The sequence below is a fragment of the Thioalkalivibrio sp. K90mix genome (assembly GCF_000025545.1).
Classification (GTDB): Bacteria; Pseudomonadota; Gammaproteobacteria; order Ectothiorhodospirales; family Ectothiorhodospiraceae; genus Thioalkalivibrio.
Genome location: NC_013889.1, coordinates 1,221,905 through 1,242,950, shown reverse-complemented (window position 1 = coordinate 1,242,950; position 21,046 = coordinate 1,221,905). Strand labels below are relative to the sequence as shown.

17 protein-coding genes and 1 other RNA gene are annotated in these 21,046 nt (G+C 64.9%); all 18 read right to left on the bottom strand.

Annotated features, from left to right (window positions below; genetic code table 11):
- Nucleotide 1: 1 nt before the first annotated feature.
- On the bottom strand, nt 2-613 hold the full coding sequence (gene fliN / locus TK90_RS05860) for a flagellar motor switch protein FliN (protein ID WP_012982565.1): 612 nt from the start codon (nt 611-613) through the stop codon (nt 2-4).
- 12 nt (nt 614-625) lie between these two features.
- Nucleotides 626-1,600, bottom strand: coding sequence for a flagellar motor switch protein FliM (fliM, locus tag TK90_RS05855; RefSeq protein WP_012982564.1), 975 nt, complete (start codon nt 1,598-1,600; stop codon nt 626-628).
- 8 nt (nt 1,601-1,608) lie between these two features.
- Nucleotides 1,609-2,097 carry a flagellar basal body-associated protein FliL gene (fliL, locus tag TK90_RS05850; RefSeq protein WP_012982563.1) on the bottom strand — a complete coding sequence of 163 codons (489 nt, stop codon included), beginning with the start codon at nt 2,095-2,097 and terminating at the stop codon, nt 1,609-1,611.
- A gap of 289 nt (nt 2,098-2,386) precedes the next feature.
- Nucleotides 2,387-3,481, bottom strand: coding sequence for a flagellar hook-length control protein FliK (locus tag TK90_RS05845; protein WP_012982562.1), 1,095 nt, complete (start codon nt 3,479-3,481; stop codon nt 2,387-2,389).
- A gap of 63 nt (nt 3,482-3,544) precedes the next feature.
- Complete coding sequence (locus TK90_RS05840) at nt 3,545-3,997, bottom strand: flagellar export protein FliJ (protein ID WP_012982561.1); 453 nt, start codon at nt 3,995-3,997, stop codon at nt 3,545-3,547.
- 1 nt (nt 3,998) lies between these two features.
- Nucleotides 3,999-5,375 (bottom strand): FliI/YscN family ATPase, encoded by a 1,377-nt coding sequence (locus TK90_RS05835; protein ID WP_012982560.1) that lies wholly within the window; start codon nt 5,373-5,375, stop codon nt 3,999-4,001.
- Nucleotides 5,372-6,073: a FliH/SctL family protein gene (locus TK90_RS05830; RefSeq protein WP_012982559.1), complete on the bottom strand. Its 702-nt coding sequence runs from the start codon at nt 6,071-6,073 to the stop codon at nt 5,372-5,374. Before TK90_RS05830 ends, TK90_RS05835 begins: the two co-directional genes overlap by 4 nt.
- Nucleotides 6,070-7,083 (bottom strand): flagellar motor switch protein FliG, encoded by a 1,014-nt coding sequence (gene fliG, locus TK90_RS05825; RefSeq protein WP_012982558.1) that lies wholly within the window; start codon nt 7,081-7,083, stop codon nt 6,070-6,072. The genes TK90_RS05830 and fliG overlap by 4 nt, the downstream gene beginning before the upstream one ends.
- Entirely contained in the window at nt 7,073-8,731 is a 1,659-nt protein-coding gene (gene fliF / locus TK90_RS05820) for a flagellar basal-body MS-ring/collar protein FliF (RefSeq protein ID WP_012982557.1), read from the bottom strand. The genes fliG and fliF overlap by 11 nt, the downstream gene beginning before the upstream one ends.
- A 29-nt stretch (nt 8,732-8,760) precedes the next feature.
- Nucleotides 8,761-9,090 carry a flagellar hook-basal body complex protein FliE gene (gene fliE, locus TK90_RS05815; protein ID WP_012982556.1) on the bottom strand — a complete coding sequence of 110 codons (330 nt, stop codon included), beginning with the start codon at nt 9,088-9,090 and terminating at the stop codon, nt 8,761-8,763.
- A 120-nt stretch (nt 9,091-9,210) separates the two neighbouring features.
- The gene (locus tag TK90_RS05810; protein WP_012982555.1) at nt 9,211-10,584 is read right to left on the bottom strand and encodes a sigma-54-dependent Fis family transcriptional regulator; all 1,374 of its coding nucleotides are present in this window, start codon (nt 10,582-10,584) and stop codon (nt 9,211-9,213) included.
- A 186-nt stretch (nt 10,585-10,770) separates the two neighbouring features.
- Nucleotides 10,771-12,159, bottom strand: a complete 1,389-nt coding sequence (locus TK90_RS05805) for a sigma-54-dependent Fis family transcriptional regulator (RefSeq protein ID WP_041444213.1) — start codon at nt 12,157-12,159, stop codon at nt 10,771-10,773.
- Between the two features lie 86 nt (nt 12,160-12,245).
- Nucleotides 12,246-12,779 (bottom strand): PilZ domain-containing protein, encoded by a 534-nt coding sequence (locus TK90_RS05800; RefSeq protein WP_012982553.1) that lies wholly within the window; start codon nt 12,777-12,779, stop codon nt 12,246-12,248.
- Nucleotides 12,780-12,848: 69 nt separating this feature from the next.
- On the bottom strand, nt 12,849-16,724 hold the full coding sequence (gene purL / locus TK90_RS05795) for a phosphoribosylformylglycinamidine synthase (protein ID WP_012982552.1): 3,876 nt from the start codon (nt 16,722-16,724) through the stop codon (nt 12,849-12,851).
- Nucleotides 16,725-16,810: 86 nt separating this feature from the next.
- Nucleotides 16,811-17,230, bottom strand: a complete 420-nt coding sequence (locus TK90_RS05790) for a secondary thiamine-phosphate synthase enzyme YjbQ (protein ID WP_012982551.1) — start codon at nt 17,228-17,230, stop codon at nt 16,811-16,813.
- 54 nt (nt 17,231-17,284) lie between these two features.
- Nucleotides 17,285-17,645: a transfer-messenger RNA gene (gene ssrA, locus TK90_RS14690) on the bottom strand.
- 18 nt (nt 17,646-17,663) lie between these two features.
- Nucleotides 17,664-18,758 carry a 23S rRNA (cytidine(2498)-2'-O)-methyltransferase RlmM gene (gene rlmM, locus TK90_RS05785; protein ID WP_012982550.1) on the bottom strand — a complete coding sequence of 365 codons (1,095 nt, stop codon included), beginning with the start codon at nt 18,756-18,758 and terminating at the stop codon, nt 17,664-17,666.
- 99 nt (nt 18,759-18,857) lie between these two features.
- A complete protein-coding gene (gene soxB, locus TK90_RS05780; protein ID WP_012982549.1) occupies nt 18,858-20,591 on the bottom strand; it encodes a thiosulfohydrolase SoxB in 1,734 nt (577 codons plus the stop codon).
- Nucleotides 20,592-21,046 lie beyond the last annotated feature (455 nt).

Below are 21,046 nucleotides of genomic sequence, written 5' to 3'. Positions count from 1 at the left end.
GTTACTTGAGCTTGCGAATGCGTTCACTTGGGCTGATCACATCGGTCAGCCGTATGCCGAACTTCTCGTTGACCACGACCACCTCGCCATGCGCGATGAGCGTCCCGTTCACGAGCACATCCAACGCCTCCCCCGCGAGCCGGTCGAGCTCCACCACCGACCCCTGATTCAGCTGCAGCAGATTGCGGATGGGGATGCGGCTGCGACCGATCTCCATCGAGATGGTGACCGGCACATCCAGCACCATCTGCAGATTAATGTCCTCGGCCGACATGCCGGCCGACGCTGCCAGTTCCTCCGGCTTCAGAGGTTCGGCTTCCGGATCGGGCTTGTGCTTGCGTTCCCTTTTCTCCGCCCCCATCAGGGCATCGGCCGATTCACTTCCGCTACTGCTGGCCTGAGCCTGATTCAGCAGTTCGTCCGGATCGGCGGCCGGCTCGCCGTCGGTATCCTTCTGCTCGGCCAGCGCGGCGGCCCATTCGTCCGCCAGGGCGTCCTGATCTCCTTCGGTGTCACCCGAGTCGGTCTCTGCAGTCGCCTCGGTCGTTACATCGCCCTCCTCCTCGGAGGCCTGATTCTCGTCGTCTTTCTTCTGGTCTTCGGTGTCTGCCATGAGTGCAGCCCTCTATCGCTTGATAATGCGATCCGTCACTTGGATCGCATTCTTGCCATCGGATACGCCAAACTTCCCGCGAAACAGCGGGATATCTTCGACTTTTAATGTCACGGTCTCGGGGAGATTGATCGGGATAATGTCGCCCGGCTGGATATCGAGCAGCTCCTGCACCGTCACCTCGGTCTCGGTCAGCGTGGAGCTCACCTCGACCTCCGCGTCCTGGATCTCTTCTTCCAGCGCCTTCATCCAGCGCTGATCCACGTCCGATCGGTCCGACTGCAGCCCGGTGTCCAGCTGCTCGCGGATCGGCTCGATCATCGAGTACGGCAAGGTGAAATGCAGATTGCCGCCGCCACCATCGAGCTCGATATGGAACTCGCTAATCACGACGATCTCGGTGGGCGATACGATATTGGCGAACTGCGGGTTCACCTCCGAGTTCAGGAACTCGAAGCGCAGATCCATGACCGGCTGCCAGGCCTTGACCATGTCCTCGAATGCGCCTTCGAGGATGCCGTGGACCACGCGCATCTCCATCGGCGTGAAATCACGTCCCTCGATGCGCGTGTGGTAGCGGCCATCGCCACCAAAGAAGTTGTCGACCAGGATGAACACCAGCTTCGGGTCGAACACGAACAGACCGGTCCCGTGCAGCGGATGGGCCCGCACCAGGTTCAGGCTGGTCGGCACGAACAACGAGTGCATGTACTCCGAAAACTTCGAGACACGCGTGCCGACCACGGAGAGTTCCGCGGAGCGGCGCAGCATATTGAACAGGCGTACCCGAAGGTGTCGTGCAAAGCGCTCGTTGATCATCTCCAGCGTGGGCATGCGCCCACGCACGATCCGATCCTGCGTCGCGAAGTTGAATTCGCGGGCCTCTCCGTCATTCGGAAACGGGTCATCCGTTTCGATATCGCCGTCATCGACGCCGTGCAGGAGGGCGTCGATCTCGTCCTGGCTGAGGATGTCCGTTTGCGCCATGGTGGTGCCTACTGCATGACCAGTTCGTTAAAGCGCACCGCTTCCACATCATGTGGTGCGTCCCGCTCCTCAAGGATCTCGGCGATCGCCTCGCGCAGCTCCTCGGCGAGCGATTCCTTCCCGTCACGCGTATTGAGGTCGTCGTAGTGTTTCTCTCCAAGCAGGCCCAGCACATCATTGCGAACGGCCGGCATATGCCGCTCCAGCGCTGCAATCACCTCAGGGTCGGTTGTCACGACGCTTAGCTCGAGCCGGAGATAGCGAATGCGTCCGGGCCCATCAATGTTCACGGTCATCGGCTCCAGTCCGTGGTAGTGGCGCTCGGCAGGGCCTTCTTCGCCGGTCTCTTCCTCGTCACCGCCGGACAAGAAAAACCACGCAGCCGCCGCACCGGCCCCGGCGAACACGAGCACCAGCAAAATGACAATCCAGGTCAGCCCCTTCTTGCCCTTTTCGCCGGCGCCTTCTTCACCCAGTTCGACTTCTTTCTCCGCCATTTCCCACCCTCGAGATTCGTGAATCCGTCCATGTTGACGGCACGGGATCGCGCTGACTATTGCCTGAACTCATAGCAAAGGCGGTGCCAACATCATTTTATATAATTATTTCCGCTGCTTACGCGGATTCCAAGAGAACGCCGGAGGGGTGTAACCAGGAGCAAAAAGGGGAATCGTCAAGATTCAGCCGCCCCGAACCCGGCAGAAGACGGGATCTTGGCGGCACAACAACCGGGGGTGGGAACGACCGGGCGGGTTTACGCACCCGGTCTCTTGCAAACGGACTTACTCAGGCAAAGAGGTCGAGCCGGCGGTTCAGCATCGAAAGGGTGCTACCCGTGGCCTGCTCGCCCTCGGCCTCGGGCTCATCGGCCTCGTTCCGGGCCCGCTGCCCGTCAGCCAATGCCTGCTGACCTTCGTGCTCTTCGGCCGTCTGATCGGACACGGTCGCATCCTCGAGCGTGAGTCCACTCTGGGCGAGACTCTCGCGCAGCCGGGGCATCGCCGCCTCCAGGACCTCGCGGGTCACCGGATTTGCACTGATGAACTGGACCGTGGCCCGATCACCATCGACGTTCAGACGGACATCGAGTGTCCCCAGTTGCGGCGGGTGCAGCTTGATCTCCGTACGGCCGCCCTGGGCACGCGCCAGCATGCGGATCTGGTCCGTCAGCTCGCGCTCACCACCCGGTTGCAGCAGCCGCGCCAGGTCCAGGCGCAGCGAGCTGCGTGAGCCCTCGCTGCCTTCCGCAGCCTGTACATGCGCCGGCAAAATTCCGGCCAGGGGTTCCGCGCGTACCTGCCCCCTTTGCGTGTCCGTCCCCTGGGACATCCATTGCGCCAGCAGCTCCAGCACATTTTCGCGCGAAAGGCGGCTATTCGGACCCAGCAGCTCGATACCCGCCACGCTACCCGAACCAGTCGAGCCAGCCGGGCCCTGGCTGGACTCGAGGAACAGCCGCATGACCGCTGCCGGCAACGGCTTGATCTCGCGCGCACCACCGCTTTCATCGGCGCGGTCCATCCGCGCAACGGGCGGACCGGGGCGATCATCGACTGCCGTCATAAGCGCGGCCAGCGGCAAATCCTTGCCGCCCGGCTCGACTTCGACGGCCAGTTCTCCCTCGTCCATCAGGGACTGCAAGCGGGCCAGCATGCCGTCCAGATCGAGCCCCTCAAGCTCCTCCTCACCGACGCCCAGATCGACCAGCAGCGCCTCAAGCTGCGGCCGAAGAATATCGAGGAAGCCCTCGCCGTCTGCGGTTTTCAGGTCCTTCAGCCCTTCGAGGCCTTCGAGCGCCTGAAGGTCCTTGAGGTCACTGCCAGCCCCCAACAACTGCAGCAGCGGCATCATCCCCTGACCGGCATTGCCTGTCGCGATCATCAATGGATCCTCTGATTCATTGCCCGGCTCGCAGCCGTTGCCGGGCATTCCTGGTCAGCTTATTCAAGATTCTTGCCAGTCCTGGTGCGCAGCCTGCGCGCGCGTGTGCACTTGCCGGGTCGCCCACATGTCCTGCTCATGCTGGCGACGGCGGTCGGCCTCTCGCTCCTGTTCTGCAATGCGGCGCTCCAGGAGCTTTTCCAGGGACATCACCGCCCGGTGGCGGAGCAGCCACTCCTGGCGTGCCTGCTCCGCCTGTGCACCCGCGGCCTGCGCGCGAAGATCCTGCTGTTCCAGGGCATGCCGCAACTGATCCCGCATCCCGGAAAGCCACTTGAGCTGATTTGTGTCGTCGGGCAGTGGCGCGCGGAGATACTCGAGCTGATAGCCCTCCAGCTGAGTCCGCTGGGTCTCGACAGCGTCCAGTTGTTGCAGTCGCGCCCCCAGTTGGCGCGTGGCTTCACTTTCCTCGATGCGTCGCAGACGCAAAAGACGTTCCAGCCGCCGGGAATCCATTTCAGGCGCCCCCGATCAAGGCCAGGAGTTCGTCGCGGGCCTGATCAAACCCGACCGCCTCGTCGCGGCCCTGTCCAAGATAGGCCTCCAGCCGCTCGTGCATCGCCACCGCTTCGTCCAGATGGGTATCCGCCCCCCTGCGGTAGGCGCCCACGGCAATCAGGTCGCGGTTGCGCATGTAGGTCGAGGCAAGATCCCGGAAGCGCCGGGCCGCCTGCTCGTGCTCCGGCGTGATCAGCGCGCTCATCACTCGCGAGACCGACGCCGACACGTCGATCGCGGGATAGCGCCCGGTCTCCGCGATCTCGCGCGACAGGACCACGTGCCCGTCGAGGATCGCACGCGCCGCATCCACGATCGGATCGTTCTGGTCATCCCCCTCGGCCAGCACCGTATAGAACGCCGTGATCGAACCACCGCCCACATCGCCGTTACCGGCTCGCTCCACCAATTGCGGCAGACGCGCAAACACCGAGGCGGCATAGCCCTTGGAGGCTGGTGGCTCGCCAATCGCCATCGCGATCTCGCGCGCCCCTTGAGCAAAGCGCGTGAGCGAATCCATCAACAGCAGCACATTGAGCCCACGGTCGCGGAAGGATTCCGCGACCGTAGTGGCCACCCAGGCGCCGTGCTGGCGAAGCAGTGGCGACTGATCGGCAGGCACGGCTACGACCACGGTTCTCTGGCGGGACTCCTCGTCCAGAATCTCGTGGATGAATTCATTCACTTCGCGACCACGCTCGCCGATCAAACCAACCACGATCACATCGGCACTGGTGTTGCGCGTCATCATCCCGAGCAAGACACTCTTCCCGACACCGGAGCCGGCGAACAGGCCCAGCCGTTGTCCCCTCCCGACCGACAGCAGCCCGTTGATCGAGCGTATCCCGACATCCAGCGGTTCCCGCACCGGCGCCCGCTGTAGCGGGTTGATCGGGCGGCCCGACAGCGGACTGTGGTCGCGCGCGCGCAAGGGCCCTTTCCCATCCAGCGGCTGGCCATTGGCATCGATCACGCGCCCGAGCAGCGCGTCCCCGACCGGGATCTCGCGTTGGATATCCAGTGGTTCAATGCGCGCACCGGGCGTCAGGCCCGAGGCCAGCTCCTCCGGCATCAGAAAGGTGCGGTCGTTCTGGAACCCCACCACCTCGGCCGGGACGGCCGCGCCATTCTCGCCGTGGATCAGCGCTCGCCCCCCCATCGGCAGGCGCAGTCCTTCGGCCTCGAAGGTCAGGCCGGTCAGCCGCGACAGGCGGCCTTCAGACTGAGGCGGTTGCACGCGCTCCAGCCGGCCACGCGACTGCTGCAGACGATCCAGAAGCCCGGTGGTCAGTTGCTCTTGCCCCCGCTTGCGCAGGGTGTCGACGGGGGAGCTCATGAATCATCCTCCGATGCCGAAGCATCCTCGGGCGCCGCCGGACGGGCAGGTTCGGCCAGATCGCCCCAGACCGCCTCTACCGCCTGTTGCAGGCGGCGCTCCAGCGAGGCGTCCACAGACGCCGCGCCCGACTCGACGCGGCAGCCACCCCGCGCAAGGGTGGTATCCGCGACCCAGCGCACCCGCGTATCCAGCGACTGGGCATATTCGTCCAGCAAACTGCGATCATCCGGGTGAACATGCACCCGCACTTCCTGACTCCGCCCAGGCAGTTGTTCCAAGGCCTGATGCAACACCTGTTCGATCAGTTCCGGTCGCGTCTCCAGCTCCGCAGCCAGCACCTTGCGGGCCAGGGCGACGGTCAAGGTCAGGAGCTCCGGCTCCAGCTGGTCGGCGGCTGCGGCCAACGGGTCGGTCAGACCGCCTGCCAGTGATTCCAGTTTGGCCACCGTCTCGCGCAGCTGCTTGTCCGCCTTTGCCCGCGCGGCCTTCTCGGCCTCCTGTTTCCCGACCTCGTGGCCTTCGGCGTATCCGGCCTCGAACCCATTCTGACGCGCCTGTTCCTCGATCGCCTCGATCTCGGCGGCCGTTGGCAGCCTTCGCGCCGGACGCAGCCCTTCATCGCCAATCTCCGGCGGTTCCCAAACCGACGCGTCGGGGTCATGGACCCGCACCTGAGCGCCGGGACGGGACGTCACAACATCGCCTCGCTACCCTGCCCGCCGAGCACGATCTCGCCGTTCTCGGCAAGGCGACGGGCCACCGCCAGGATCTCCTTCTGAGCGGCCTCGACCTCACTCACGCGGACCGGGCCCTTGGCCTCCAGGTCCTCACGCAGCATCTCGGCCGCACGCTTGGACATATTGCGGAAAATCTTGTCCTGGAGTTCCTCGTCGGCACCCTTCATCGCCAACACCAGCGAATCGGTGGAGATCTCGCGCAGCAGGGTCTGGATACCGCGATCGTCGATATCCACCAGGTTCTCGAAGACGAACATCTCTTCTTCGATACGCCCGCCAAGATCCGAATCGGACTCCTTGATGGATTCCATGATCTCGGCCTCGCGCGAGCCTTCCATCAGGTTCATGATGTTCGCGGCTGTGCGCACCCCACCCAGCATAGAGGTCTTGCTGGCGGCATTCCCCGACAGCTGCCGATCCAGGATTTCATCCAGCTCCTGCAGCGCCTGAGGCTGGATGCCGTCCAGCGTCGCGATCCGCATCACGATGTCCGTCTGCACGCGGGTAGGCAGGTATTGCAGCGTGTCCGATGCCTGATCGGAATCCAGGTGCGACAGCACAATCGCGACGATTTGAGGGTGCTCGTTGCGCAGCATGTCGGCGATCGCGCGCGGGTCCAGCCACTTAAGGGCATCGATGCCCTTGGAATTGCGCCCCAGCAGGATCCGGTCGATAACGCCCGAGGCCTTCTCCCCAAGGGCATTCTCCAGCACGCTGCGCACGTACTCATCGGCGCCCACGCCAAGCGCCGTTTGTTCCTGCACATGCGTGGAAAAATCGTGCAGCGCGGAGTCCACATCCGCGCGCGAGATGCGGTCCATCGAGGCCATCGCGGTCCCGATCTTCTGCACCTCTTTGGGCCCCATATGGCGCATGACCTCGGCGGCGGCTTCCTCGCCGAGACTCATCATGAACACCGCGGCGCGTTCCGCGCCATCGAGCTTTTTGGGTTGCTTGTCAACGGCCATCGTCACCCAACCAGGTCTTCATTACCTGTGCCACGCGCTTCGGATCCTCGCGCACCATCTCGCGTACCGCCTCGAGATCCATCTCCTGCTGATCCGGCCCCTTGGGACCCGTCAGTGCGGCCACGGCCGACTGCGACCCCGCCGGCGCACCGGCACTATCGTCGTCCGACTCGTCCGTCAACGCCCTTTGCTGGTCGGCCCGCCGATCACGCGGCGGGCTCGCCATCAGCTGCTTGAGCGCCGGGCGCACCACCGTCAGCAGCAGGATCAGTGCCAGCAACAGGCCTGCGCCGATCTTGACCATCTCGAGGAACCACGACTGAGACCAGAACGGCACCTCGTCTTCGATCATCTCCTCCGCCGGGGCCTCAAAGGGCGCCGTCACGACGTTCAGCGTATCGCCTCGGGCCTCCGAGAATCCAACCGCTTCCCGCACCAGCGCTTCGATCCGTTCCAGCTCCTCCGCATCGCGCGCCACGCTCTCGGTGGCGCCGTCCTCGCCCACCTGCTCACGGAAGTCCACCACCACCGCGGTGGACACCCGGCGGATACCGCCCGGCGCCTCGCGGATATGGTTGATGCGTCGATCGACCTCATAGTTACGCGTAACGTTGGCGCTGCGGCTCGTCGGCAACGGGGCCGGGGCCATCTCGCCTTCCGGGTCTTCAACCGCTCCACCCTCCGGCGGCTGATTCGTCAGGGCACCGGGGACGCCAGCGGGGCCCCCGTCCATCCCCGTACGCTCGTCTTCGCGCGTCTGCTCCGAGCGCAAGGCGATGGTCTCCGGGTCGTAGAGCTCCTCGGTACGTTCCACCTGCGAAAAATCGATATCGGCATTGACCTGGACGCGCACCTTGTCCGAACCCACGATCGGGGCCAGCAGATCATGGATCCGTTCGGCATAACGTTGCTCGACCTCGCGCGAGAAGGACAGGCGATCACTGCTCGCCATGCCACCGCGGTCGGCGCCGTCCTGCGTCAACAGACGGCCACGCTGATCGACCACCGTCACCCGCTCCGCCTCGAGCTCCGAGGTGCTGGAGGCCACCAGATGCACGATCGCGGCCACCTGCGAATCGGAAAGCGATCGACTTCCACGCAGATGAACGACCACCGAGGCACTGGCAGGCCGGCGATCGCGTACGAACACCGACTGCTCGGCCTGCGCAATATGCACGCGCGCCCGTTCGACCGCGTCCAGGGACGCAACGGTGCGCGCCAGCTCCCCTTCCATCGCACGATGAAAACGCGCCCCCTCGACCATACGGCTGGTACCCAGTCCAGTGTCTTCCTGCAGCAACTCGAAGCCCACATCGCCCGAGCGCGGCAGGCCTTCCGATGCCAGCTGAAGACGCGCCTCGGCTACATCGCCCTGGGGTACCTTCACCTGTCCGGTCGTGGCATCCACCTGGTACGAAATTCCCGCCTGAGAAAGCGCCTGCACCACTTCTGCCGCTTCCTCGCTCTCCATACGCGGAAACAGGGGCACATAGGTGGGCCGAAAGGCCCAGTACAGTACCGCCACGATCACCACGATCGCGCCGGCGAGCATCCCCAGAAGCGCAAGCTGGCGCCCCGCCGGCATGCCATTGAACTCGCGGATACCGCCCGTGATTACGGTCGGCAGGGATTGTGCGTTCTCGGCCATGAGTACTTATTCTCCGTGGGGTCCGCGCATCAGACCTGCATCCGCATGATTTCCTGATACGCATTCAGGAGCCGGTTGCGCACCTGGTTCGTGGCCTCGAACGCGATGCTCGACTTGTTCATCGCCACCATGACCTGGGGCAGGCTGACGTTCTCGTCGCCCAACTCGAAGCGAGTCTGCAGATCGGTCGCACTCTGCTGAACATCATTCACCCCGCGCAGCGAGTCGCGCAATACGTTCTGGAACTCCGCCCCGCCGACCTTGCCCGGCTGCTGTGCGGGATTGGTCCCCTCCACGCCCGAGCTCTGGGTCAGTTGGCGCATCTGGGCCAGCACGTTCTGAATCTGCATCTCGCTCATGATCCGACTCCCCTATTCACCATCCACGCCCACGTGCGCGTGTCTTTCCCTTCGCGCCAATGCCCGTGTGGCCGGTCGGCGCCGAAATAGCACGAAGCAAAGGCCATGCCAGCCGGGTCACTAGTGACTCGACGAAGGAACCGCGAAGCCCGATTCCCGCAACCGGGCAATCTTGTAACGCAATGTTCTGGGGCTGATGCCCAGACGTTCCGCCGCCTCCTTGCGCCGTCCGCCCGACTCGCGCAGGACATTGAGAATCACCCGACTCTCCTGTGTCTGCAGGGTCTGTTCCAGCATGGGCGTCGAGTTCTCGTCGATCGAGTCGCGGTCAGTGGGCGCTGAAGCGTCCGATGCCCGACACTCGTGCGTGCCCCAGGGCATCAGCATGTCCAGGTCCAGCCAGATCGCCTCGATCCCGATCACGCAGCCGCGCGCCGCATCGTGCAGGGTCACCGCGCGTTCCATCACGTTAGCCAGCTCGCGCACATTACCCGGCCAGTCGTGTTCCACCAGCCGTTTCCGGGCGGACGCATCGAGATCGGTCAAGGTATTGCCGCTCAACCGGCGCAGCAGGGTACGCGCCAGCGGCACGATATCCTCCGGGCGCTCGCGCAGCGGCGGGATCCAGACAGGAAAAACGTTCAGGCGATAGTAGAGGTCCTCGCGCAGCTCTCCTTCCGCCAGTGCCTCGCGCAGGTCGCGGTTCGACGTCGCGATCACCCGCACGTCCACGCGGCGGGCCTGCCGGCCTCCCAGTGGCTCCACCTCGCGTTCCTGCAATACCCGCAGCAGCTTGGCCTGCAGGTTCACCGGTATCTCCGTGACCTCGTCGAGCAGCAGCGTCCCGCCATGGGCCTGGGCGAATTTACCGGGCCGCGCCTCCAGCGCCCCGGTAAACGCCCCCTTCGCATGCCCGAACAACAGGGCCTCCAGCATGGTCTCCGGAAGCGCCGCGCAGTTGACCGCCTCGAACGGACCGTTCGCACGTGGTGAGCGGGCATGTACCTGGCGGGCCAGAACCTCCTTGCCAACGCCTGATTCGCCGGTGACGAAAACCGTCGCCGGGCTGGCCGCGATCCGCGACACGAACGCATCCAGCAACTGCATCGAGGCGCTTTGCGCCACCATCCGCGGCACCACGATGCTGGGCGATGGCTTGGCCACCGAACGCAACCAGTCAGCCATCGCCTCCGCCATGTCGGGAAGCGCGAAATGCGCGGCCAGCCCTTCGCGCAAGGCCCCGATCTCGTCGTCCTGCGTGGCGTCATGCCCGACCGCGGCGACCGGCATCCGCGCACCCAGTTCGGCCCAATTGCCCGGGACGCCCCTGCGCGCCACCAGCACCGCCCGCGGACGATGGGTCTCCAGCGCGACCGGTAGCGCCTCGCCCCGACAGGATTCCAGCCGCACACGCGGGATCGTCGCCAATACACGGACCACCGCCTCGCGCAGCGCGGGTTCCGCATCGACTAGGAGAATGGTCGCTCTGGACATAAGCCGGTTCCTCGAAAGTTCAGGAGGCAACCAGCAAGAAGCAAGCCAGAAAGAAGAAAATGAAGGAATACAGGGACTTCAGGAGGGATTCAGATGCCTGTCGTCAAATCCTCGTCGGACGCATCGGTCTCGACGCGGCCCCCACCTGACGGCTTCCCGACGATGTGGGAGCAAGGGGTAGTCACCTCAGGCCTTGCCCAATCCGAACTTGCGCATACGCTCGACCAGGGTGGTGCGGCGCATGCCGAGCCGGCGCGCCGCACGCGCGACGACCTGTCCGGTTTCGTTCAGCGCCGTAACGATCATTTCACGCTCCAGGTCATTCAGATAGCCCCGCAGGTCTACGCCTTCCGGGGGCAACCCCTCGCGGGCCAGGCCCAATGCCCCGTTCGGCGCGCTGCCGGCCTGCCCATTCGCATCGCTCTGCGGTGGCATGGTCAGGTCTTCGATCCCCTCCGGACGGACCCGTGGGGGAAGCTGCCCGAGGTCCACTGGCAGATCCGGATACATAATGGCCAACTGCTCGAGCAGGTTCGCCAGTTCACGGATGTTGCCCTTCCACGGCAGCTGGCTCAGGTGAGCCATCACAGCCGGGGTCAAATGGGCCGGCGTCATGCCCTGCTCTCGCAACCGGTCCTCCAGCGCCGCCACCAGCGAGGGGATGTCGCTCGCGCGCTCGCGCAGAGGCGGCAGTTCGATCGGGAATACGTTGAGCCGGAAAAACAGATCCTGACGGAAACTGCCCTCGGTCACCGCGTCATCCAGATTGCGGTGCGTAGCGGCGATGATCCGTGCATTGGTGGAGATGGACTTGTTCGAACCGACGCGTTCGAACACCCGCTCCTGCAGAACACGCAGCAGCTTGACCTGCATCGGCAAAGGCATGTCCCCGATCTCGTCGAGGAACAGCGTCCCGTCACCGGCCAGTTCGAAGCGGCCGGTACGCGCGGTAAAGGCGCCCGTAAAGGCCCCCTTCTCGTGCCCGAACAGCTCGCTTTCGAGCAAATCCGCCGGGATCGCACCGCAGTTGACGGCGACGAAGGGCTTGTCCGCACGATCGGACGCCGCGTGGATCGCCCGCGCAATGACCTCCTTGCCGGACCCGGTCTCGCCCAGAATCAGCGCCGTGGCATCGGTACGGGCCACCTGTGCGACCAGGCGCTTGACCGCGAGCATCGTCGGATGCACACCCACCAGGCCCGGCATGTCGTCGTGACCGGGCTCGCGGCCGTACCGCAGCCACTGCAGGACCTGACTGACCTGGGCAATCGACAACGGGTGCTCGACCACGCAACCCGAGTTCGGGGCGCTGATCTTCTCGCCATCGGTGGGCTGCACGACCACGGTCGTCTGACCGTTTAGCCCATCGAACAGGCGCTGGTCCAGCTCCGCGGCCGGGCCGCACCACCATACCGCGGCGGCATCGGAACCCTGGTCGATCAGGGCTTCGGCGGATTGATGGGATTCGGTCTCACAACCAAGACAGGACAGAATCGCCTGCGTGTCGCGGGCAGCGCCTGGTTCACCGGTGAGAGCAATCCGTAGTTCCTGGCTGCGTCCATTCAGATCCGTCATACCGGCCACCGCTCGTAGACTGAGTTGACTCATGCAGGGTCCAAAGCCGACCCATACAAAGGTGTGATGAGTGTCTCAGTATCCGGCTAGTTGTGACCGGCGTCAACTTTCTGTCGTTTGTCGGCAATCTCGCGCCGGTGGAGGCGAAAAATCCAGCGACCGAGGGCCTCTCTCAGGCTGCCTTCCATGTCCGCCCACCGCATCAGCTGTACGTCTCCGGCGGTTGTCGGACTCTCGACACCCAGTACACAAGGCTGCGGCAGCAGCCGGCTGAGGTAGATCTCCAGCCGATCACAGTCCTCGGGTACGGTGCCCGCCGGCAATACAATCCCGTGGCGTGACAACGTGGCCTCCACGGGTGCTGGACGGGCCGGGTGCAGCGATTCGGCCACCAGATGCAGCAGCAGGTCGAGCTTGTGTTCCAGGCGCTGGATCTCGGGTGCGCTCTCGTCCTCGTGCGGGATCGAGCGCGGGTGAGTGTCGTCGAACAGATCCAGGCTTTCGATCAGACGCTGTGCGAGCCCCGGATCCGTCAAGGCGCGGTCGGATGGGCCGACTGCCAGCGCACTGCTCACTCGCAGATCATCCCCCAGGTACTCGCTCCATTCGCTCGCCGTCATCGGACCTCCTGGTTACCGGCGGGGTGCGTTCCCGCCACTTGCGCGGCTTGTACAGACGCTTATAGACGATCAGCCCACAAACACACGCGCATTGCGGAACAACCGCATCCAGGGGCCGTCTTCGCCCCAGTCCTGCGGGTGCCAGCTGTGCTGCACGGTGCGGAACACCCGTTCCGGGTGCGGCATCATGATCGTGGCACGGCCATCCTGCGAAGTGAAACCGGTGGCGCCGCCCGGGGAGCCGTTGGGATTCGCCGGGTAGAGGGTGGCCGGTGTGTCGTCGGCCTCGACGTAGCGCAGCGCCGCCTGATCGTGTACCGGGACTTCGTCCCGGTACTGCACGCGGCCCTCCCCGTGCGAGACCACGACGGGCAGCAGAGACCCGCCCATACCGTCCAGCAGGACCGAGGGTCCCGGCTCCACCCGAACGAGTGACAACCGGGCCTCGAACTGCTCCGAGCGATTGCGCACAAAGCGCGGCCAGTGATCCGCCCCGGGGATCAGCGGGGCCAGATGAGACAACATCTGGCAACCATTACAAACCCCGAGCGTAAAGCTGTCGGTGCGGTCGAAAAAGGCCTGAAACTGATCGCGCAGCGCCGCATGGTTCAGGATGGTCTGGGCCCAGCCGCCCCCGGCCCCGAGCACGTCCCCGTAGGAAAAGCCGCCGCAGACGGCGAGGCCCTGCATCTCGTCCAGTGCTCGTCGACCCGAGAGCAGGTCCGTCATGTGGACATCCACCGGCTGGAAGCCCGCGCGCTCGAATGCCGCGGCCATCTCCAGCTGGCCGTTCACCCCCTGCTCGCGCAGAATCGCCACGCGCGGCCGCTCACCGGTCGCGATCATGGGCGCGGCGATATCCTCGGCCGGGTCGAAACCAAGGCGTGCTGTCAGGCCGCCATCTTCGTCTACGCGAGAGAATTCCTCGTCGGCGCATTCCGGATCGTCGCGCAGCCGCTGCATCGCGGCCGAGGTGGCCTGCCACACGCCCTGCAACTGCGCCCGCGTCGTCTCCAGCAAATCCTTCGGTCCCTGGCGTACGAGGACGCGGTCATCCACGCGCACGGTCGCAACGCGGTGCAGGTGCGCGCCCAGGCCCACGGCGTTCAGCCCGTCACGTAGCGCCGCCTCGGCCCCCGGGGCCAGCTGCACGACTGCGCCCAGCTCCTCGTTGAACAGCCACTCCTGAGCGCGGTGGTCGTCGGGCACCGTGACCTCCAGCCCGCAACGACCGGCGAAGGCCATCTCCGCAAGTGTCGTGAACAGGCCGCCATCGGAGCGATCGTGGTAGGCGGCCAGCAAATCCTTGCGGCGTAGCCCCGTGATCACATCAAAGAAACCACGCAGGCGCGCCACATCGACCAGATCCGGTGCCTCGCGCCCGATATGCCCCCAGGCCTGGGCCAGCGCCGAACCGCCCATGCGGGTGTTCCCCTCGCCCAGATCAATGAGCCACAGGGTCGAATCCGCGCTTGGATTCAGCTCGGGCGTCACGCTGCGCCGGACATCGGCGACCGGGGCAAAGCCCGAGACAATCAGCGAGACCGGGGAGTACATGTCGCGCGCCTCGCCATCGGCGGTCTCCCAGACCGTACGCATCGACAGCGAATCCTTGCCCACCGGAATGGAGATACCCAGCCCCGGGCAAACGTCCTCGGCCACCGCGCGCACCGTATCGAACAGGTTCGCGTCCTCCCCGGGCACGCCGGCGGCCGCCATCCAGTTGGCCGACAGCCGAATCATCTCGGTACTGTCGATATCCGCGGCGGCCATGTTGGTCACGACCTCGCCGATCGCCATACGCCCCGAGGCCGGGCCGGAGAGCACCGCCAGCGGCGTGCGCTCACCCATCGCCATTGCCTCGCCGGTATAGCCCTCGAAGTCGGTCAGCGTCACGGCGCAATCGGCGACCGGCACCTGCCACGGGCCGACCATCTGATCGCGCGCGACCAGCCCGCCCACGCTGCGATCACCGATCGTGATCAGGAAGTGCTTGGCCGCCACCGCCGGCACCTGCAGCACGCGACGCACCGCCTCATCCAGCGGGCAAGCCCCCGCGTCAAAGTCAGTGGCCGGCGGTGCCGTACGACGGTCCTCGCGCGTCATGCGCGGCGTCTTGCCGAGCAGCATGCCCATCGGCATGTCCACGGGCGGCTCGTGGAACAGCCGGTCCTCGACCTTCAGGTGCCCTTCCTCGGTCGCACGCCCCACCACCGCGAACGGTGCCCGCTCGCGCTCGGCCAGCATGCGGAAGGTCGCCAGGCGCGCGTCGTCCACGGCCAGCACGTAGCGTTCCTGCGCCTCGTTGCACCACAGCTCCATTGGCGACAGGCCCGGCTCGGCGGTCGGGACCTCCCGCAGCTCGATCACGCCGCCCCGACCGGCATCGTCGAGGATTTCGGGAATCGCATTGGACAGGCCGCCCGCACCCACGTCATGGATCGACCGGATCGGATTCTGCGTCCCCAGCGCGGTGCAGCGGTCGATCACCTCCTGGCAACGCCGCTCCATCTCCGGGTTGCCACGCTGCACCGAGGCGAAATCGAGCTGCTCCGCACTGGCGCCACTCGCCATCGACGAGGCCGCCCCGCCGCCCAGGCCGATCAGCATCGCGGGGCCACCCAGCACCACGATCGGCGTACCCGGGGGCACGTCCTGCTTGTGCACGTGTTCGCCCCGGATCGATCCCAGCCCGCCGGCCAGCATGATCGGCTTGTGGTAGCCGTACAGCGCCCCGCTGCCATCCGAGCGCGGCAGGGCCATCTCGAAGGTGCGGAAGTATCCGGCCAGCGCGGGGCGGCCGAACTCGTTGTTGAATGCAGCGGCGCCGATCGGGCCATCCAGCATGATCTGGCGCGCGCTCTCGATGCGCTGCGGCCGGCCGAAATCATGCTCCCACGGCTGTGGCAGCTCCGGGATCTGTAGATTGGACACGGTAAAGCCGGTCAACCCTGCCTTGGGCTTCGAGCCCTGGCCGGTGGCCCCCTCGTCGCGGATCTCGCCCCCCGAGCCCGTGGCAGCCCCCGGGAACGGCGAGATCGCGGTCGGGTGGTTGTGGGTTTCCACCTTCATCAGGATCGGCAGATCCAGTGATTCGCGCTGATACTCGCCGGTGACTGCGTCCGGCATCAGACGGATACCCGCATGCCCGGCGATCACCGAGGCATTGTCGCTGTAGGCCGACAGAACGCGTTCCGGGTGCTTCTGGTGGGTACTGCGGATCATCCCGAACAGCGTGCGGTCATCCGCCTCGCCATCCAGGATCCAGGCGGCATTGAAGATCTTGTGGCGGCAGTGTTCGGAGTTGGCCTGGGCGAACATCATCAGCTCGGCATCGGTGGGCGCACGCCCGAGCGCCGCATAGCCCTCCGCCAGATATTCGATCTCGTCCGGCGACAGCGCGAGCCCCAGATCAACATTGGCGGCTTCCAGCGCCCGGCGCGGGTCGTCGCCCAGCTCGACACGACCCAGCGAGCGCGGCGTCTCGGACTGGAACAGCCGCGCCGCCTCCGCCGGATCCTCGATCACGGTCTCGGTCATCCGATCGTGCAGGACATCGCCCAGCGCCTCGAGGGCCGCGCCTTTGGCCCCCTGCCCGCCAATCTGCCAATGAATGCCGCGCTCGATCCGCCCGACAGCCTCCTCGAGACCGGCGTGGTGGGCGATCTCGGTGGCCTTGGACGACCACGGGCTGATCGTGCCAAAACGCGGAATCACCACCAGTTCGCGCTGAATCTCGAAGTCTGGCTCGCGCCAGGCTTCGCCCTCGCGCAGCAGGCGGTCCAGGATCGCGTCTTCTTCCGTCGTCAGGCGGCGTCGAGGTTCGATGAAGTAGACAAAACGCGCCGTCAGTGGGCCTGCGTCAGGGACACTCGCCCGCAGGCCGGCTTCCAGTGCCCGCAACCGAAATGGCGAGACGGCGATACCCCCTTCCACAAACCGCATTGCGCTTCCTCAATACCCGGAGATGACAAAGGCTGCGCATTGTACCGGACCCGGCGCCGGGCCGGGACCGCCGCTCGCCTGCTGGGTCACTCTCCGTGGACCGTCACAGTCAGCGTGCGGGTGTGCGCGGCGTAGCGGTGCTCCCACAGAAACAGGCCCTGCCAGGTACCCAGGATCAGCCGGCCGCGCCCGACCGGCACGGTCAGGTCGTTGTGGGTCAGCATGGCGCGAGCGTGGGCGGCCATGTCGTCGTCGCCTTCCATGTCGTGCCGGTATGCGGGATCGCCGTCCGGTGCCATGCGTGCGATCAGGGTTTCCAGGTCATGCCGCACATCAGGATCGGCGTTCTCGGTCACCAGCAACGAGGCGCTGGTGTGGTGCTGGAAGACGTGACAGGTGCCGGTCGTGATGCCGCTGGCGCGAACGATCTCCTCGATCTGACGCGTGATGTTGAGGGTCCCGCGCCCCTCGGTTCGTACGCGGAGGGTTTCCTGATGAATGGCCATGCCTTGCTCCCCAACAAAAAAGCGCCCGAAGGCGCTTGATTGGACTGGCTAATGTGGTGGAGGCGGCGGGAATCGAACCCGCGTCCGCAGGCCCTCCGCCTTCGGCTCTACATGCTTATCCCGTCTTTGAGTTTAACCAGACGCTACCCGACAGGCAGGGACAACGGCTGGCGATCCCGGTTGAGTTTTAATGGATCCACGCCGGGCGCGCTTCACCACGAGCTTGTGAGAGTCGACGCCCGATACTGGACGCACAAGCACGGCTCCAGTCGGACGGCATCTACCGGTTTTTAAGCGGCGAGTGCGTAGTTGTCGTCGTTGGCAACTATTTTTTTGCAGTGATTTTTACGAGGCTCACCACATCCTCGGCATGCACCTAAGGTTTCGCGACCCGCGTCGAATCCAAGTCGCCCCCTTGTAGTACACAGACAGTCTAGCGCGACCGCGGTTCCCCGACCAGTTGAATGTGTACGGTGACCTCCTCGCGGTCGTGATACAGCTGACGTGCCCTCACGTCATAGCCAACCCCCGCTGCGGCCAGCCGCTCGTCCAGATGGTTCAGGCAATCGCGCACGGTCTGCCAGCGTTTCTTCATCGGCAGTTTCAGGTTGAACACCGCCTCGCGACACCACTGCCTTTCGAGCCAGTCGCCTATGCGCGCTGCCACGCGCGCGGGCTTGTCGACGATATCGCAGACGAGCCAGGCCACTGGGTTCGGTGGTTCCCATACAAAGGCATCCTCGCGGTGATGCTCCACCTGGGTGGTCGCCATCAGCCGCTCATCCATTGGCCCGTTGTCGACCGCATGAACGTACATGCCTCGCTGTACCAGCTCCCAGGTCCAGCCCCCGGGCGCTGCGCCCAGATCCACCGCCTGCATGCCCTCGGCCAGCCGTACGGGCCACTCGTGCGCAGGGATAAAGGTATGCCAGGCCTCTTCCAGTTTCAGCGCAGAACGGCTGGGGGCCCCTGACGGCGCCCGCAGGCGCGGGATCCCGCCACGCCATTCGCTCCGTTCGCCGCGGCTTGAGAACGCGATCTGGACCGCATCTCCGCGACTCCAGAACAGATGGGCGCGTCGGCCATCGGCCTCATCCACCAAAACGCCACGTTTGCGCAACACACCCTGGAGCGGTCGCTCCAGCGCGCGCACAAGACGGCCGAGCGACTTGCCCTCGTTGGTGTCCGGCAACTCGTGCCAGACCGAATCGACCGTGATGCCCGCTGCCACCAGCTGATCGACCACCGGCGTCATCCGGTCGTCCCGGCTCAGGCGTTCCAGCGGCGCCTGCGCCAGAAGCCGCTGGCGCGCAAAGATCAGGGCATCCGGTGGCAGGGCCTCGGCCAGCCCCTCGAGATCCCCTTCCACCGGGACAAAACGCACGAATCCGGTATCCGGGCGTGCCTGGGGATAGGCCGCCTGCCCGGCCGTCTCACCCCGCTCGGTCAGCTCGGCAATCAGGTCACCTTCGAATCCCGGCCGACAGTAAAAAAGCAGCTCTGTCGTCGTCCCCGCGCCTTTCCCCACGCGTCTCTCCCCGCCATAAAAAAACCGCCGCACCCCAGCGGGATACGGCGGTTTCGAGACTACCCGGCCCAGGCGGCCTGGCCAAGTCCGTACGGCGAATCAGACATCCAGGCCGGGATCGCCCTCGACGTTCTTCATCTTCGGCAGATAGGGCTTGCCCGGGCTGACCGTATCGCGGCCCCGCAGGTACTCGGCCACCACTTCCCAGACAGGCTCGGAATCCAGCGGCTCGTGCACGTTGGCCCACCCGGCGACCACGTACTTCTTGCTCGGGTCCATGGGTTCGCCATTGATGTGCATGTCGCTGATGCGGCTGCCCATCGACTCGTGCGGGTCGATGGTGTACTCGATCCCGGAAGTACGCACCATATCGCCACCACGGTGGTGATACGGGTTCTGGTTGAAGATCGAGTTGGCCACGTCTTCCAGCGCATTCTTCAGCTGTTCGCCGGTCATCTCGTTGCGCTGGGTCTCGGAGTAGGTCGTCGCGGTCTGCGTCATCAGCTCCTCGAAGGTGATCGGCTGCCCCGGCAGCACACTGACGCCCCAGCGGAAGCCCGGCGACATTGCCACCTCGGCGTCCATCTCCTTGATCATCGCGTCCATGATGACCTCGTCGAACGTACCGTTGAAATTGCCGCGGCGATAGAGCACGCCATCGGTCACGGCCAGCTCTTCGTTGAGCTTGTCCTCGTAGGGCTCGCGGACCGCCTTGATGTGCTCTTCCATTTCTTCATCGGCATCGAGGAGGTTCGAGAACACGGGCAGGAGCGTGAACTTGTAGTCGCGAACACCGCTCTCGCCCACATCCAGGTCCATCACGCCGATGAACTTGCCGTTGGAGCCGGCGTTGGTCACCAGGGTCTTTTCGCCACCGGCGTTTTCGATCTCCATCGCGCCCGGCACGGCATCGTGGGTGTGACCACCCATGATCACGTCGACATCGCGCAGGCGGCGGGCCATCTCCATGTCGGTCACCATGCCGTTATGGGACAGGATGGCGACAACCTTCGCGCCCTTCTCGCGGCACTCGTCGATCATCCGCTGCATGTGCTCGTCGCGGATACCGAAGCTCCAGTCCGGAATCATGTAATCCGGGTTGGCCACGGTGGTGTACGGGAAGGCCTGGCCGATCACGGCCACCGGCACGCCATTCATCTCGCGGATGGTGTACGGCTCGAACACGGGGTCGCCCCAGTCGCGGTCCTCGACGTTTTGCGCGAGGAAATCGATGCCGTTCGGCTTGAATTCGTTCTCGACGATCTCCGTCACGCGCTCGGCCCCGTAGGTGAACTCCCAGTGGCCGACCATGATGTCGATCCCCAGCAGCTTCTGCGCATCGACCATATCCTGAGCATCCGTCCACAGGGCCGTCGCAGAGCCCTGCCAGGTATCACCACCGTCCAGCAGCAGGGAGTTGGGGCGATCCGCCCGCAGCTTCTTCACCAGCGTGGAAAGATGGGAGAAACCACCCAGGCGCCCGTATTTCTCGGCCGCGTCCTTGAAGTCCAGATGCGTCACCGCATGTGCCAGCGGGGTACCGGGCTTCAGGTCGAAGTATTCCATCATGTCCTTGCCGACCAGGACGGGCGGCTTGCCCTTCATGTCACCCACGCCAATGTTGACGTTCGGCTCGCGGAAATAGACGGGCTTCAGCTGGGCGTGGCAGTCGGTGTAGTGGAGCAGCGAAACGTTGCCGAATTTCGGCAGGTCGTACATCGAGGCATCAGCCGGCTTCCAGGACCCTTTTTCGCCCGCCCAGGCGTTCATCGAAAATCCGGCGGCACTGGTCGCGACCATGACTTCAAGAAATTCTCTCCGAGTCAGATTCATTGACTGGCTCCTATTGGTGGTTTGTATTGGATTGAAATCGTTTTCTAGTTAGGCCTGTTCCGGCCCTCTTCCCGGTTATTCCCGACGCGCATCGACCGATTTTGTTCCATCGGGCTCGCTGTGCCTGGATACCAGAATGATTGGAATTGCTGCGAGTTCGCGCGGGATCGGATGACAATCGAACCTGTTCCAATCCGATCCGCGCTGACAAAAAAATGCTCGGGGAGCCTGCCAGAGCCACTACACCGGTCACAAAAAAGGCCTGTCACCCTGGGGGTAACAGGCCAAGACGCGACATACACCGCCGGAGGACGATGCGGGGGGGCACGGCGCCGACAGCGCTGATCCCTGTGCCCTCGTCGATCGGCCCATACCCGGCAACGACAGTCTATGAACATCCATCACGGCGAGGATTGATTCAGATCAACTCGCCCGCGGATTCCAGTCGCGTCTCT

Excerpts from the sequence above, each read along its gene's own strand:
- fliN (WP_012982565.1), bottom strand. The coding sequence starts at position 613 with ATGGCAGACACCGAAGACCAGAAGAAAGACGACGAGAATCAGGCCTCC.
- fliM (WP_012982564.1), bottom strand. The coding sequence starts at position 1,600 with ATGGCGCAAACGGACATCCTCAGCCAGGACGAGATCGACGCCCTCCTG.
- fliL (WP_012982563.1), bottom strand. The coding sequence starts at position 2,097 with ATGGCGGAGAAAGAAGTCGAACTGGGTGAAGAAGGCGCCGGCGAAAAG.
- TK90_RS05845 (WP_012982562.1), bottom strand. The coding sequence starts at position 3,481 with ATGATCGCGACAGGCAATGCCGGTCAGGGGATGATGCCGCTGCTGCAG.
- TK90_RS05840 (WP_012982561.1), bottom strand. The coding sequence starts at position 3,997 with ATGGATTCCCGGCGGCTGGAACGTCTTTTGCGTCTGCGACGCATCGAG.
- TK90_RS05835 (WP_012982560.1), bottom strand. The coding sequence starts at position 5,375 with ATGAGCTCCCCCGTCGACACCCTGCGCAAGCGGGGGCAAGAGCAACTG.
- fliG (WP_012982558.1), bottom strand. The coding sequence starts at position 7,083 with ATGGCCGTTGACAAGCAACCCAAAAAGCTCGATGGCGCGGAACGCGCC.
- fliF (WP_012982557.1), bottom strand. The coding sequence starts at position 8,731 with ATGGCCGAGAACGCACAATCCCTGCCGACCGTAATCACGGGCGGTATC.
- fliE (WP_012982556.1), bottom strand. The coding sequence starts at position 9,090 with ATGAGCGAGATGCAGATTCAGAACGTGCTGGCCCAGATGCGCCAACTG.
- TK90_RS05810 (WP_012982555.1), bottom strand. The coding sequence starts at position 10,584 with ATGTCCAGAGCGACCATTCTCCTAGTCGATGCGGAACCCGCGCTGCGC.
- TK90_RS05805 (WP_041444213.1), bottom strand. The coding sequence starts at position 12,159 with ATGACGGATCTGAATGGACGCAGCCAGGAACTACGGATTGCTCTCACC.
- TK90_RS05800 (WP_012982553.1), bottom strand. The coding sequence starts at position 12,779 with ATGACGGCGAGCGAATGGAGCGAGTACCTGGGGGATGATCTGCGAGTG.
- purL (WP_012982552.1), bottom strand. The coding sequence starts at position 16,724 with ATGCGGTTTGTGGAAGGGGGTATCGCCGTCTCGCCATTTCGGTTGCGG.
- TK90_RS05790 (WP_012982551.1), bottom strand. The coding sequence starts at position 17,230 with ATGGCCATTCATCAGGAAACCCTCCGCGTACGAACCGAGGGGCGCGGG.
- soxB (WP_012982549.1), bottom strand. The coding sequence starts at position 20,591 with ATGAATCTGACTCGGAGAGAATTTCTTGAAGTCATGGTCGCGACCAGT.